Source organism: Klebsiella sp. 54 (assembly GCF_018223875.1).
In the GTDB taxonomy this organism is placed as follows: domain Bacteria; phylum Pseudomonadota; class Gammaproteobacteria; order Enterobacterales; family Enterobacteriaceae; genus Klebsiella; species Klebsiella quasipneumoniae.
In genome coordinates, this window is the sequence record NZ_JAGRRA010000002.1 from 1,134,847 (window position 1) to 1,148,167 (window position 13,321).

Below are 13,321 nucleotides of genomic sequence, written 5' to 3' on the forward strand. Positions count from 1 at the left end.
CGAATTATTTGGGTGAAAATGTGAGGGTAGTCAAAACCGGAGGTCAATGAGAGACAATTCTGTTCAACAGGGAATTATCACGACGGCTCAGCTTGCCGTATACTCAACCCATAAACAGAATTAACCGGATGTTACCAGTCTTACCGGCTCTCAGCGGTTACTGAAGGCCCTGGTCTCACACATTGAGGAAGCGTTCATGGAAAAGAAACACATTTATCTGTTCTGCTCGGCAGGCATGTCCACGTCACTGCTGGTCTCCAAAATGCGGGCGCAGGCGGAAAAATACGAAGTCCCGGTCATTATTGAAGCCTATCCTGAAACTCTCGCGGGTGAAAAGGGACCAGAAGCCGACGTTGTATTATTAGGGCCACAAATTGCGTATATGTTACCGGAAATTCAGCGCCTGCTGCCAAATAAACCGGTAGAAGTCATCGATTCTCTTCTGTATGGCAAGGTGGATGGTTTAGGGGTATTGAAAGCCGCCGTCGCGGCCATTAAGAAAGCTGCAGCACAATAATTTTAAATTTTAAAACTCGATGTATTTTGACGCCTGGCGGCATTCTGTTGCCGGCCGTCAAAAAATAAAGAGTTTATTTTCCCGTCAAAGAGTAATTTCATACATCATCGCCGTAATAGTTTATTGCGGCTTTTAAGGGTATTGACTATGAGTAAAGTGATCGACTCGCTTGAAAAGGTACTCCTTCCTTTTGCAGTGAAAATAGGAAAGCAGCCGCATATTAATGCGATTAAAAATGGATTTATTAAACTCATGCCGTTGACCCTCGCCGGGGCCATGTTTGTATTAATTAACAACGTTTTTCTGAGCTTCGGCGAAGGCTCTTTCTTTTACTCCATGGGCATTCGCCTGGATGCCTCTACCATTGAAACCTTAAACGGTTTTAAGGCTATCGGCGGCAACGTCTATAACGGCACCCTCGGCATTATGTCGTTGATGGCGCCATTCTTTATCGGCTCCGCGCTGGCGGAAGAGCGCAAAGTCGACCCGATGGCCGCTGGCCTGCTGGCGGTAGCGGCCTTCATGACCGTGACCCCGTACAGCGTGGGCGAAGCCTATGCCGTCGGCGCCAACTGGCTGGGCGGGCAGAACATCATCTCCGGTATGATTATCGGTCTGGTCGTCGCGGAACTGTTCACCTTCGTGATCCGTCGCAACTGGGTGATCAGACTGCCGGACAGCGTGCCGGGATCGGTATCGCGCTCTTTCTCTGCGCTGATCCCTGGCTTCTTGATCCTCTCCATCTTCGGCATTATCTCGTGGGCCCTGTCGAGCTACGGCAGCAACTTCCACCAGATCATCATGGACTCCATCTCCACGCCGCTGGCGGCGATGGGCAGCGTGGTCGGCTGGGCATACGTCATCTTTAACTCCCTGCTGTGGTTCTTCGGGGTGCACGGTTCGCTGGCGCTGACCGCGCTGGATAACGGCATCATGACGCCGTGGGCGCTGGAAAACATCGCCCTGTACAACCAGTACGGATCGGTTGATGCAGCGATCGAAGCGGGTAAACAGTTCCACTTCTGGGCCAAGCCGATGCTCGACTCCTACATCCTGCTGGGGGGTTCCGGGGCGACGCTGGGTCTGATTATCGCCATCTTTATCGCTTCCCGCCGCGCTGACCATCGTCAGGTCGCGAAGCTGGCGCTGCCGTCAGGCATCTTCCAGATTAACGAACCGATTCTTTTTGGCCTGCCGATCATCATGAACCCGGTGATGTTCATCCCGTTCGTGCTGGTCCAGCCGATTCTGGCGGCCATTACTCTCGCGGCCTACAGCCTGGGGATTATCCCACCGGTGACCAACCTGGCGCCGTGGACCATGCCAACTGGCCTGGGGGCGTTCTTTAACAGTAACGGCAGTGTCGCCGCTCTGCTGGTCGCCCTGTTCAACCTTGGCGTCTCCACCCTGGTCTACCTGCCGTTTGTGGTGCTGTCGAATAAAGCGCAGACCGTTATCGAGCAGGAAGAGAGCGAAGAAGACATCGCCAACGCACTGAAATTCTGATACCGCGCGGTACGGGCAACGTCCCGTACCGCCTGAGAAATGAGGGAAATATTATGTTTGATCTGGACAACATCGACGCGGTAGAGACCCCGGAAAACGACCTCGAAGAGGTGGTGATGGGGCTGATTATCAACTCCGGCCAAGCGCGTAGTCTGGCCTATGCCGCGCTGAAGCAGGCCAAGCAGGGGGATTTTGCCGCGGCGAAAACGATGATGGAGCAGTCGCGTCAGGCGCTGAGCGAGGCGCATCGGGTGCAGACCCAGCTTATCGAAAGCGACGAGGGCGAGGGGAAAATGAAGGTCAGCCTGGTGCTGGTGCATGCTCAGGATCACCTGATGACCTCCATGCTGGCCCGCGAGCTGGTAGCGGAATTGATTGAGCTGCACGAGAAGGTACAATAGGCCATCGCGACGATGAGGCAGCCCAGGATGATGACCACCGAGATCAGTACCGCCAGAGAACAGCAGTTGTTCAACGGGAAGAACTTTCATGTGGTCATCTATAACAAAACGGAAAGCGTGAGCGGGCTCCACCAGCATGATTACTACGAATTTACCGTCGTATTAACCGGGCGCTATTACCAGGAGATCAATGGCAAACGGGTGCTGCTGGAGCGCGGGGATTTTGTCTTTATCCCGATGGGTTCGCACCACCAGAGCTTCTATGAATTTGGTGCGACGCGCATCCTTAACGTCGGCATCAGCAGGCGCTTCTTTGAGAAACATTATCTGCCGCTGCTGCCGTTTGGCCTGGTGGCGTCGCAGGTCTACGCCGTGCAGAGCGCTTTTCTCGGCTACATTGAGTCGGTCATCGCCTCACTCAATTTTCGCGAAACGGAATTTGACGAATTTATCGAGCTGGTCTCCTTTTATGTCATTAACCGTTTACGTCACTATCGCGAAGAGCCGGTTGCAGACGTCGTCCCGCAATGGTTAAAAAATACCGTTGAGGCTATGCACGATAAACTGGAGTTTGGCGAGAGCGCCCTCGAGAATATGGTTCGGCTATCGGGCAAAACGCAGGAGTATTTAACCCGGGCGACCCAGCGCTATTATGGTAAAACGCCGATGCAGATAATTAACGATATCCGTATCAATTTTGCCAAAAAGCAGCTGGAAATTACCAACTATTCGGTGACGGATATTGCCTATGAATCAGGGTACAGCAGCCCGAGCCTGTTTATTAAAACCTTTAAAAAGCTGACCTCGTTTACACCGAGTAGTTATCGAAAACATTTGACCAGTATTAATTAAGCCCAGGCGGTATTAGCCGCCAGGCTTACACCATAACTAATTTAAGTTAACTGTCCGCATTTATGCGGAGAGCGGCCTGCGTCTACACGCAGCGTCTAAGGGAGAAAAAGATGAGCCAGAAATTAAAAGTCGTCACTATTGGCGGCGGTAGCAGCTATACCCCGGAATTACTGGAAGGTTTCCTGAAACGTTATCATGAACTGCCGGTGACAGAGCTGTGGCTGGTGGATGTGGAAGAGGGCCAGGAGAAGCTCGATATTATCCATGCGCTGTGCGAGCGGATGGTGGAAAAAGCCGGCGTGCCGATGAAGGTTTATAAAACGCTGGACCGCCGCGAGGCGCTGCAGGGCGCAGATTTCGTCACTACCCAGCTGCGCGTGGGCCAGCTGAAGGCGCGGGAAAAAGATGAGCGTATCCCGCTGAGCCACGGTTATCTTGGCCAGGAGACCAACGGGGCGGGTGGGCTGTTTAAGGGGCTGCGCACCATCCCGGTGATTTTCGACATCGTGAAAGATGTGCAGGAGATCTGCCCGGACGCGTGGATCATCAACTTCACCAACCCGGCGGGCATGGTCACCGAGGCGGTCTATCGTCACACCAGTTTCAAACGCTTTATCGGGGTGTGCAACATTCCCATCGGCATGAAGATGTTCATCACCGACGTGCTGCAGCTCAGCCCGAGCGATGAGCTGCACATCGACCTGTTCGGTCTGAACCACCTGGTGTTCGTCCGCGACGTGCTGGTTAATGGCGTCTCGCGCTTCGATGAACTGCTGGATGGCGTCGCCTCCGGCCGCCTGACCGCGAACTCGGTAAAAAATATCTTCGACCTGCCGTTCAGCGAAGGGCTGATCCGCTCCCTGCGCCTGATCCCATGCTCCTATCTGCTCTATTACTTTAAGCCAAAAGAGATGCTGGCGATTGAGATGGGCGAGTACTATAAGGGCGGCGCGCGCGCCCAGGTGGTGCAGAAAGTGGAGAAGCAGCTGTTTGAGCTGTATAAAAATCCGGATCTCAAGGTCAAGCCGAAGGAGCTGGAGCAGCGCGGGGGCGCCTATTACTCCGATGCCGCTTGCGAAGTGATCAACGCTATCTATAACGATAAGCAGACTGAGCACTATGTGAATATCCCACATCATGGCCATATCGATAATATCCCGGCGGACTGGGCGGTCGAGATGAGCTGCACCTTAGGTCGCGATGGCGCGAAGCCGACGCCGCGCATCACCCATTTCAACGAGAAGGTGCTGGGGCTTATCTACACCATCAAAGGGTTTGAAGTGGCGGCCAGCCAGGCGGCGATCAGCGGTGAGCTGAACGACGTGCTGCTGGCGCTGAACTTAAGCCCGCTGATCCATTCCGATCGTGACGCCGAGCAGCTGGCGCGGGAGATGATTCTGGCCCATGAAAAATGGCTGCCGAACTTTGCGGCGACGATCGAAAAACTGAAAGCGTAACGGGAGCGGCTAATGGAACGCGTATTGATCGTCAATGCCGACGACTTCGGCCTCAGTAAAGGGCAGAACTACGGCATTATCGAGGCCTGCCGCAACGGCGTGGTGACATCAACTACGGCGCTGGTCAACGGCGCGGCTATTGACCACGCCGCCCAGCTGAGCCGCAGTACGCCGGAGCTGGCGGTCGGGATGCACTTTGTGCTGACGCTGGGCGAACCGCTGTCGGCCATGCCGGGGTTAACCCGCGACGGCCGGCTGGGCAAATGGATCTGGCAGCAGGCGGAAGAAGATAACCTGCCGCTGGAGGAGATTGCCCATGAGCTGGCGTGTCAGTACCGTCGTTTTATCGAACTCTTCGGTCATGAGCCGACGCATCTCGACAGTCATCACCATGTGCATATGATCGCTCCGATCTACCCCATCGTCGCGGCTTTTGCCCGCGACAAGGGCATCGCGTTGCGCATTGATCGCCAGGTGGCGGCGCAGAGCGGTCTCGATCAGCAGGCGGCGCGCAGCAGCGCAGGCTTCAGCAGCGAGTTTTACGGGGAAGCCGTCTCTGAGGCGCTGTTCCTGCAGACGCTGGACGCCTCAATCGCCCGCGAGGAGCGCTCTCTGGAGGTGATGTGTCATCCGGCCTTTGTCGACCAGACCATCATGGGCAGCGCCTACTGCTATCCGCGGCTGGGCGAGCTTGATGTGCTGACGTCCGCCTCGCTGAAAGCGGCGGTGGCCGACCGGGGTTATCGCCTGGGAACCTACCGCGACGTGTAAACCCGACGGGGAAAGGAAAGTGAGTCAAGCCCGGCACACCGTGCCGGGCTTTTTGCTACGCCGGAATAGCGGCGATTTTCGGGCTTCTCGACCATACCCGGTGGGCCGTCATCAGGGCGAGCAGTTTATCTGCCGCCGGCGTGTCAAGAGCATCGGTGACGATGACGCCCTCTTCGCCCTGGGCCGGGACCTGCAGAACCGACGTTAACTGCCGCGCATCGCCTGCCAGCAGGATCGGCTTCAGATGCTTATAGGCCTCCAGCAGGTAGTAGCGCGCGTCGCCGCTCTGGCTCAAGGCGCTGAGATCGCCGCCGGGCACCACCACGGCATCCACCGTCAGCGACGGGGAGCCGGCGAAGGTGCCGGCGATCGGCAGGGGAGAGCCATCGTCGGCGACGACTTCCCCCATCCGCGAATAGAGCAGTTTACTGTGCACGCCCCGGGCCTGTAGCGCCTGCAGGAGATGGACCAGATCCTGCGCCGAGGTACGCTCATTGAGCAGCACCGCCACCACACGACCTTTCACATCCCCTTCGGCATCCGCGTAGAGGCTGAGGGTGGGATCTTTCTCCACGCCGTTGACCGGGGAGGGCAGAGTGAGGCTGCGCTGCTCATCGCTCAGTTCGATACCTAAATTCGCCCCGACCGTTTCCGCCAGCCGGGTATCAATATGGGCCAGGTGATCGACCACCCGCTCGCGGATCCAGGTGCGGACCACTTTGCTAAGCTCGAAGCTGAAGCCATCGATAATATGCTGCTGCTCAATCGGCGTCTGGCTCAGCCAGAACAGACGCGGCTGGGCGTAATATTCGCCGAATGACGGGCTGCGCTGACGGATCTTCTCGCCGTCGACGCGCTCGGCGAGGGACTCAAAACCGCCGCGTTTGGCGGCTGGCGGCGTCTCGCGCGGCCAGTTATCGTTGATCGAGTTGGGTTCGTAGTTGGCCGGGTTGGTGTCAATCTCCATCCGGTGCATACCGTCGCGCTGGAAGTTGTGGTACGGGCAGGTCGGCCGGTTGATCGGGATTTCATGGAAATTCGGTCCGCCGAGGCGGCTTATCTGGGTATCGGTGTAGGAGAAGAGGCGCCCCTGCAGCAGCGGATCGTTGCTGAAATCGATGCCCGGGACGATATGCCCGGGATGGAAGGCCGCCTGTTCGTTTTCGGCAAAGAAGTTGTCCGGGTTGCGGTTGAGGACCATTTTGCCGACCCGTTGCACCGGCACCAGCGCCTCGGGGATCAGCTTGGTGGGATCGAGCAGGTCGAAGTCAAAATCAAATTCATTCTCTTCGGGGATCAACTGCAGGCCGAGCTCAAATTCCGGGTAGTCCCCGGCTTCAATGGCCTCCCACAGGTCGCGGCGATGAAAATCGGGGTCACGGCCGGTCAGCTTCTGCGCTTCATCCCATACCAGCGACGCCTTGCCGGCGACCGGTTTCCAGTGGAAGCGAACAAAGGTGGCTTTGCCCTCGGCATTGATCAGGCGGAAGGTGTGGATGCCAAAGCCTTCCATGGTGCGATAGCTGCGCGGGATGCCGCGATCGGACATCGCCCACATCACGTTGTGCAGCGTTTCCGGCTGCAGGGAAACATAGTCCCAGAACGTATCGTGAGCGCTTTGTCCCTGGGGGATGGCCCAGTGGGGCTCAGGCTTCACGGCGTGGACAAAGTCGGGAAACTTCAGCGCGTCCTGGATAAAGAAAACCGGGGTGTTGTTGCCGACGAGGTCAAAAATCCCCTCGTCGGTGTAAAACTTGGTGGCGAAGCCGCGAATATCACGAACGGTGTCCGCCGACCCCGCGCCGCCCTGCACGGTGGAGAAGCGCACAAAGACCGGGGTGATTTTATCGGCTGCCGAGAGAAAATCGGCTTTGGTCAAGGCTGTCAGGCTTTTGTAGGGCTGGAAGTAGCCGTGGGCTGCTGAGCCGCGGGCATGAACGATACGCTCCGGAATTCGCTCGTGGTCGAAGTGGGTGATCTTCTCCCGCAGAATGAAATCTTCCAGCAGCGTTGGGCCGCGGGTACCGGCGCGCAGCGAGTTCTGATCGTCGGCAATGCGCACGCCCTGGTTAGTGGTCAGCGGATAGTCTTCTCCGCCTTTGCGCTGTGGCTCCAGGGCATCGAGTTTTTTGCTGTGGGTATCAGGCGTTTTCAGGCTGCCAGGGGCGGTCGGTTCAGCGCCAGGGGCGGTGGGTTTCGGCGTGGGGCGCCACTCCCGGTCATCCGGCGCCAGCGAGTCGAGACCCGGCTGCGCTTCCTCGCTGCCGTGGACCGGTGCCTGCTGGTGGTGAGGGTTTGGGTGCTTATCAGACATTGCTCGTCTCCTGCTTTCATTGCTAAAAGTGGTCGTTGATAAACCAAAACCCTTCTAACTATAGAACATTACGCTGCCTGCGCCCGGCCAGGGGGCAGGGAGTTATCCTAAAATGCGCATCGGCGGCAGGGGGGCGACGAACGGGGCCACGATCGGCTATGATAGAGGTTTCTGTTTCCCGCTTTGCTTAGTGAATCCATTTGTTATGAAACCATTGCGCCAACAAAATCGCCCTGTCATTAGCTACGTGCCGCGCGTGGAGCCTGCGCCCCCGGAACATGCCGTGAAAATGGACCATTTTCGCGATGTCTGGATTTTGCGCGGGAAGTATGTCGCCTTTCTGCTGATGGGAGAGCATTTTCGCCGTTCACCGGCGTTCAGCGTGCCGGAGTCGGCGCAGCGCTGGGCTAACCAGGTGCGTCAGGAAGGAGAGATTGAAGCCTGAGTCTGCTGCAGAAATAAAAAAACCGCTGATTATCAGCGGTTTTTTTGTGCTTACCGTTTAGCGATGCGCCAGTTCGGCTTCTTCTTCGCTATCGAAAATCGACTTGTCGGTCTGGCGCAGCCACTGGCTGGTCAGCGTCCCGGCGGTCATGGAGCCGTTAACGTTCAGCGCGGTACGTCCCATATCGATCAGCGGCTCGACGGAGATCAGCAGCGCCACGAGGGTCACCGGCAGGCCCATCGCCGGCAGGACGATCAGCGCGGCGAAGGTGGCCCCGCCGCCCACTCCGGCGACGCCCGCCGAGCTGACGGTGACGATGCCCACGAGGGTGGCAATCCACATCGGATCCAGCGGGTTGATGCCTACGGTCGGTGCGACCATCACCGCCAGCATGGCCGGGTAGATACCGGCGCAGCCGTTCTGACCAATGGTGGCGCCAAAGGAAGCGGAGAAGCTGGCAATCGACTCCGGTACGCCGAGACGACGGGTCTGCGCTTCCACGTTCAGCGGAATGGAGGCGGCGCTGGAGCGGCTGGTGAAGGCGAAGGTGATCACCGGCCAGACTTTACGGAAATACTTCAGCGGGCTGACGCCGTTAATCGCCAGCAGCAGGCCGTGGACGATAAACATGATGCCCAGCGCGATGTACGAGGCCACCACGAAGCCGCCAAGCTTGATGATATCCTGCAGATTCGACCCGGCAACCACTTTGGTCATCAGCGCCAGAACGCCGTAAGGGGTCAGCTGCATCACCAGACGAACCAGCTTCATCACCCAGCCCTGCAGGGTATCAATGGCGGTCAGGACGCGCTGGCCTTTTTCCACATCCTCTTTCAGCAGCTTCAGGGCTGCGACGCCGAGGAACGCCGAGAAAATGACGATGCTGATGATCGAGGTCGGGTTAGCCCCGGTCAGGTCAGCAAACGGGTTCTTCGGCACGAAGGAGAGGATCAGCTGCGGGACGCTGAGATCGGCCACTTTACCCACATAGTTGCTCTGAATGGCGTTCAGACGGGCGGTCTCCGCGCTGCCCTGGACCAGTCCCTCGGCGGTGAGGCCGAACATGTTAGTCACCAGCACGCCAACCAGAGCGGCGATCAGGGTGGTGAACAACAGAGTCCCGATGCTCAGGAAGCTGATTTTCCCCAGCTGCGAGGCATTGTGCAGGCGAGCCACCGCGCTAAGGATTGACGCGAAGACCAGCGGCATAACGATCATTTGCAGCAGCTGGACATAACCGTTGCCGACGATATTAAACCACTGGATGGAATCCTTCAGCACCTGGCTGTCAGACCCATAGATCAGCTGTAGCGCCAGACCAAAGATCACGCCAATCGCCAGGCCGACCAGGACCTTCCTGGCCAGGCTCCACTGTTTATGGCGCGTTTGCCCCAGCGCAAACAACAATACGGCGAACACGACTACGTTCGCTATTAATGGAAAGTTCATCCCCGTTCTCCTGATATTTTTATAACCCGGGCTGGTGGATAACCAGCTCTTATGACCGCAAGGTTAGCAGAAGGCGTTATCAAGGACTTATATTCAAATGGAATGGGTTATAACCAAAAGGTGTTTTCTGCCGGTTTATCGCCCACTCTGGTGACTTATGAAGCGATTGAAGGTGATCTGCAGGGAATTAATCACCCCGGAAGACCAGCGTATCGCGGTGTTGTCCGCCAGCGTCTGCGGCATCCAGACGGCATAGATGAACAGCGCCATACATAAGGCGCGCTCCAGCTGGTTGCCTTTGCGCGGCGCAAGGATCGGTAGCCGAAAGCGCCAGCGGCAGGGCCACAGCAGCGGCACCCCGGCTGGGGTGAGCATATCGGCAAGGATGTGGCTGAGATAGCCCAGCACCAGGCCCTGGAGGGCGTCCGCCGGGACAATCCAGCTGTCAGGCACCTTGAGGTAGAATAGCGTCAGCGCGCCAAACACCGCCAGCAGGCTGTGGGTGAAGCCGCGGTGGCCAAAGGCCCGCGCCACGGGCTTTGAGATCCAGCTCAGCCGCTGGCCAAGAAACGACTTTGGGTGATCGATGTCCGGCAGCAGGCAGGTCAAGACCGCGGAGGGCACAATATGCCACCAGTCGCCCTGCGCCAGCACCGGCGTTAACTCTGCGTTTTTGGCAAATACTGCGCAGGCGATTGAAAAGAAGAGATGGCCTTCCGCCGTCATGATAACACACCCTAAACTGTCGATTCATACAGTATAGGGTTTTTATACAGTGCACGGAAGAGGTGACGGTGTAACTCTTTGTCACAAATTCTCAGCGCGCCAGCCATCCGCCGTCGACGGCCAGGGTATAGCCGTGAATATAATCGGCGGCGGACGAGGCGAGAAACACCACCGGCCCCTGCAGGTCATCTGGCACACCCCAGCGACCGGCGGGGATACGCTCAAGGATTGCCTGGTTGCGCTCCTCATCTTCGCGCAGCGCCTGGGTGTTATTGGTGGCCATATACCCGGGCGCAATGGCGTTGACGTTGATACCCTGACCAGCCCATTCGTTAGCCAGCAGGCGGGTCAGCCCCAGCACGCCGCTTTTCGAGGCGGTATAGGAGGGGACGCGGATCCCGCCCTGAAACGAGAGCATCGAGGCGATGTTAACGATTTTCCCGCCTTCACCCTGGCGAATGAACTGCCTGGCGACCGCCTGGCAGAGGAAAAAAACTGCTTTCAGATTCAGATCGATCACCGCATCCCAGTCACTTTCCGTGAAGGTCAGGGCATCATGGCGGCGGATAATCCCGGCGTTGTTGACCAGAATATCGACCCGGCCCATCGCCGCCACCGCCTGGTCGACCAAAACGGTCATATCATCCTGTTGGCTGAGATCCGCCTGAATGGCATGAAAGCGGCGGCCCAGCGCCTGAACCTGCGCGGCCGTGTCGTGGGGAATTTTGCGGTTGATGCCGACGATATCGCATCCGGCCTGCGCCAGGCCCAGCGTCATTCCCTGTCCCAGGCCGGTATCGCAACCGGTCACGATGGCGACCTTACCCGTCAGGTCGAAGGCGTTCAGTACCATATTCACCTCTGTGTGCTGATCTTCAGGCGTACGATGACGCCACCTGTACCCAGCATAGAGGCAGGAAAATAAAATTACAATTAAAATGAAACGATGTTTTGATTTTCTTTGCTGGCGGGTGGCGGCGATCGCGTCACCCGCCAGCGGTCTTACCCGAGCAGCGCCTCGACGGTCAGGGCCTGCAGTGACGGCAGCTTGACGTCCGCCAGCACGAAGCGCGGGTCGCGGCTGTTCTCTGCTTCCGGCACGACGATAGCGCGCATGCGCGCAGCTTTGCTGGCGATCATGCCGTTGACCGAGTCCTCCAGCGCGACACAGCGCTGTGGGTCGACCCCGAGGGCGGCGGCGCAGTTGATATACACCTGCGGGTGCGGTTTGCTCCAGGGCAGATGCTCAGCCGAGGCGAGGGCATCAAACTGGTCGCGCAGCTCGAACATATTGAGCACTTTCTCCAGCATCACCAGCGGCGAGGCTGAGGCCAGCCCTACCTTCAACCCCTGGGCTTTGCACAGGGCCACCGCCTCGCGCACCCCCGGCAGCAGCGGACGTGAGGCTTCAACCAGTTCGATGGCGCGACGGATAATGCGCGCGGTAGCTTCTGCGCGGTCAACGCCGCGCCACGGCTGCTGCGCGTACCACAGATCCACCACCAGGTCGATTCGCAGACCCAGCAGGTCGGGCAGTTCATCGCGGCGGCGGGTATCCACCCCCAGGCTCTCCATGACCTCGACCTCCGCCTGATCCCAAAGCGGCTCAGAGTCAATCAGCAACCCGTCCATATCAAAAATCGCAGCCTCAATGCGGCGCTTCGCTGACATATGTCCTTCTCCTGTTGCGTAATCAGATAAACGAATCGGCATTCATGGTATATCATACCGCGCGTTATTGGGCGAAATTCGCCGTGGAAGATAGACTTATACCCGACACATTCGGGTAAGCGAGGGGCGCCTGCGCCACGCAACGGGCGGCAGGCGAACCACTAACGCGTCTTTAACAAGGGGAACTCATGACGTACCAACAAGCTGGACGCATTGCGGTCATCAAACGTATTTTGGGATGGGTCATCTTTATTCCCGCCGTGCTGTCGACGCTGATTTCTGTCCTCAAATTTATGTATGAGCACAGTGAAAAGAAACCCGGCATTGACGCGGTAATGATGGATTTTGCGCACGTCATGATTGAGATGATGCGCTTTAACACGCCGTTCCTGAACTTTTTCTGGTACAACTCACCGCTGCCGGATTTTCACCATAGCCTGAACATCGGCTTCTGGATTATCTTCATTCTGGTGTTCGTCGGCATGGCGCTGCAGGCCTCCGGCGCGCGGATGGCGCGGCAGGCGAAATTTCTCCGCGAGGGGATTGAGGATCAGCTGATCCTCGAGCAGGCGAAAGGCGCGGAAGGGTTAACTCGCGAGCAGCTCGCCGAACGCATTGTGGTGCCGCGACATACGATCCTGGTGCAGTATTTCCCGCTGTACGTGCTGCCGGTGATGGTGATTGTTATCGGCTACTTCTTCTTCTCGCTGCTGGGCTTTCTCTAAGCCAGGTGCCCGGTTAGCCGGGCGCCATCTTATTCCGCTGGCAGAGGGCGGGGTTTACCCTGATTATCGACGGCAACGTAGATAAACAGCGCTTCCGTCGCCTTGTAGCGCTGGCCAATCGGTTCTGAAGAGACTTTTTTCACCCACACTTCGATGTTAATGGTCACTGAGGTATTGCCGCGCTTCACGCAGCGGGCATAGCAGCACACCACGTCGCCTACAGCCACCGGGCGTAAAAAGGTCATCCCATCCACGCGCACGGTCACCACGCGACCCTGGGCGATCTCTTTGGCCATAATGGCGCCGCCGATATCCATCTGCGACATCAGCCAGCCGCCAAAAATGTCCCCGTTGGCATTGGTATCTGCCGGCATTGCCAGGGTGCGTAAAACCATTTCGCCCTTCGGGGCGAGATCTGTTGTTGTCATGCTCTACTCTGTTGTGGTCAAAGACGATCAGCGGGATGCTACTATGAAAACGGCGTAGA

Annotated in this window: 15 protein-coding genes; 9 read left to right on the forward strand and 6 right to left on the reverse strand. The window is 57.6% G+C overall.

Annotated features, from left to right (window positions below; genetic code table 11):
* Positions 1-196: 196 nt before the first annotated feature.
* The 7 genes from chbB (at position 197) to chbG (ending at position 5,504) form a co-directional block, all read left to right on the forward strand.
* Entirely contained in the window at positions 197-517 is a 321-nt protein-coding gene (gene chbB / locus KHQ24_RS07140) for a PTS N,N'-diacetylchitobiose transporter subunit IIB (RefSeq protein WP_002901547.1), read from the forward strand.
* Positions 518-536: 19 nt separating this feature from the next.
* Positions 537-653, forward strand: coding sequence for a hypothetical protein (locus KHQ24_RS07145; RefSeq protein WP_032425961.1), 117 nt, complete (start codon positions 537-539; stop codon positions 651-653).
* Positions 654-664: 11 nt separating this feature from the next.
* Positions 665-2,023: a PTS N,N'-diacetylchitobiose transporter subunit IIC gene (gene chbC / locus KHQ24_RS07150; RefSeq protein WP_004203823.1), complete on the forward strand. Its 1,359-nt coding sequence runs from the start codon at positions 665-667 to the stop codon at positions 2,021-2,023.
* Positions 2,024-2,076: 53 nt separating this feature from the next.
* Positions 2,077-2,424 carry a PTS N,N'-diacetylchitobiose transporter subunit IIA gene (gene chbA / locus KHQ24_RS07155; protein WP_004203824.1) on the forward strand — a complete coding sequence of 116 codons (348 nt, stop codon included), beginning with the start codon at positions 2,077-2,079 and terminating at the stop codon, positions 2,422-2,424.
* Between the two features lie 27 nt (positions 2,425-2,451).
* Positions 2,452-3,276, forward strand: a complete 825-nt coding sequence (gene chbR, locus KHQ24_RS07160; RefSeq protein ID WP_004203825.1) for a transcriptional regulator ChbR — start codon at positions 2,452-2,454, stop codon at positions 3,274-3,276.
* Positions 3,277-3,386: 110 nt separating this feature from the next.
* The gene (locus KHQ24_RS07165; protein ID WP_211777193.1) at positions 3,387-4,733 is read left to right on the forward strand and encodes a 6-phospho-beta-glucosidase; all 1,347 of its coding nucleotides are present in this window, start codon (positions 3,387-3,389) and stop codon (positions 4,731-4,733) included.
* Positions 4,734-4,745: 12 nt separating this feature from the next.
* Positions 4,746-5,504, forward strand: a complete 759-nt coding sequence (chbG, locus tag KHQ24_RS07170) for a chitin disaccharide deacetylase (protein ID WP_017898664.1) — start codon at positions 4,746-4,748, stop codon at positions 5,502-5,504.
* A 55-nt stretch (positions 5,505-5,559) separates the two neighbouring features.
* Here the strand turns inward: chbG and katE are convergent, their stop codons facing one another.
* Positions 5,560-7,818: a catalase HPII gene (katE, locus tag KHQ24_RS07175; RefSeq protein ID WP_049002938.1), complete on the reverse strand. Its 2,259-nt coding sequence runs from the start codon at positions 7,816-7,818 to the stop codon at positions 5,560-5,562.
* Between the two features lie 190 nt (positions 7,819-8,008).
* On the opposite strand from katE, the gene cedA reads away from it, so the two are divergent.
* Positions 8,009-8,263, forward strand: coding sequence for a cell division activator CedA (gene cedA, locus KHQ24_RS07180; protein WP_008807754.1), 255 nt, complete (start codon positions 8,009-8,011; stop codon positions 8,261-8,263).
* A 57-nt stretch (positions 8,264-8,320) separates the two neighbouring features.
* Here cedA and KHQ24_RS07185 read toward each other — a convergent pair whose 3' ends face one another.
* The 4 genes from KHQ24_RS07185 to hxpB all read right to left on the reverse strand — a co-directional run bounded on the left by KHQ24_RS07185 (position 8,321) and on the right by hxpB (position 12,109).
* The gene (locus KHQ24_RS07185) at positions 8,321-9,712 is read right to left on the reverse strand and encodes an L-cystine transporter (protein ID WP_017898666.1); all 1,392 of its coding nucleotides are present in this window, start codon (positions 9,710-9,712) and stop codon (positions 8,321-8,323) included.
* A gap of 135 nt (positions 9,713-9,847) precedes the next feature.
* Entirely contained in the window at positions 9,848-10,438 is a 591-nt protein-coding gene (locus KHQ24_RS07190) for a metal-dependent hydrolase (RefSeq protein WP_004203834.1), read from the reverse strand.
* 91 nt (positions 10,439-10,529) lie between these two features.
* Complete coding sequence (gene kduD / locus KHQ24_RS07195) at positions 10,530-11,291, reverse strand: 2-dehydro-3-deoxy-D-gluconate 5-dehydrogenase KduD (protein WP_032455866.1); 762 nt, start codon at positions 11,289-11,291, stop codon at positions 10,530-10,532.
* A 149-nt stretch (positions 11,292-11,440) separates the two neighbouring features.
* Positions 11,441-12,109, reverse strand: coding sequence for a hexitol phosphatase HxpB (hxpB, locus tag KHQ24_RS07200; RefSeq protein WP_211777194.1), 669 nt, complete (start codon positions 12,107-12,109; stop codon positions 11,441-11,443).
* Between the two features lie 188 nt (positions 12,110-12,297).
* Between hxpB and KHQ24_RS07205 the strand changes: the two genes are divergently transcribed.
* Positions 12,298-12,834, forward strand: coding sequence for a YniB family protein (locus KHQ24_RS07205; protein ID WP_004203839.1), 537 nt, complete (start codon positions 12,298-12,300; stop codon positions 12,832-12,834).
* A 29-nt stretch (positions 12,835-12,863) separates the two neighbouring features.
* On the opposite strand, the gene yciA is transcribed toward KHQ24_RS07205, so the two are convergent.
* Positions 12,864-13,262 carry an acyl-CoA thioester hydrolase YciA gene (gene yciA / locus KHQ24_RS07210; RefSeq protein WP_002901629.1) on the reverse strand — a complete coding sequence of 133 codons (399 nt, stop codon included), beginning with the start codon at positions 13,260-13,262 and terminating at the stop codon, positions 12,864-12,866.
* Between the last annotated feature and the right edge of the window lie 59 nt (positions 13,263-13,321).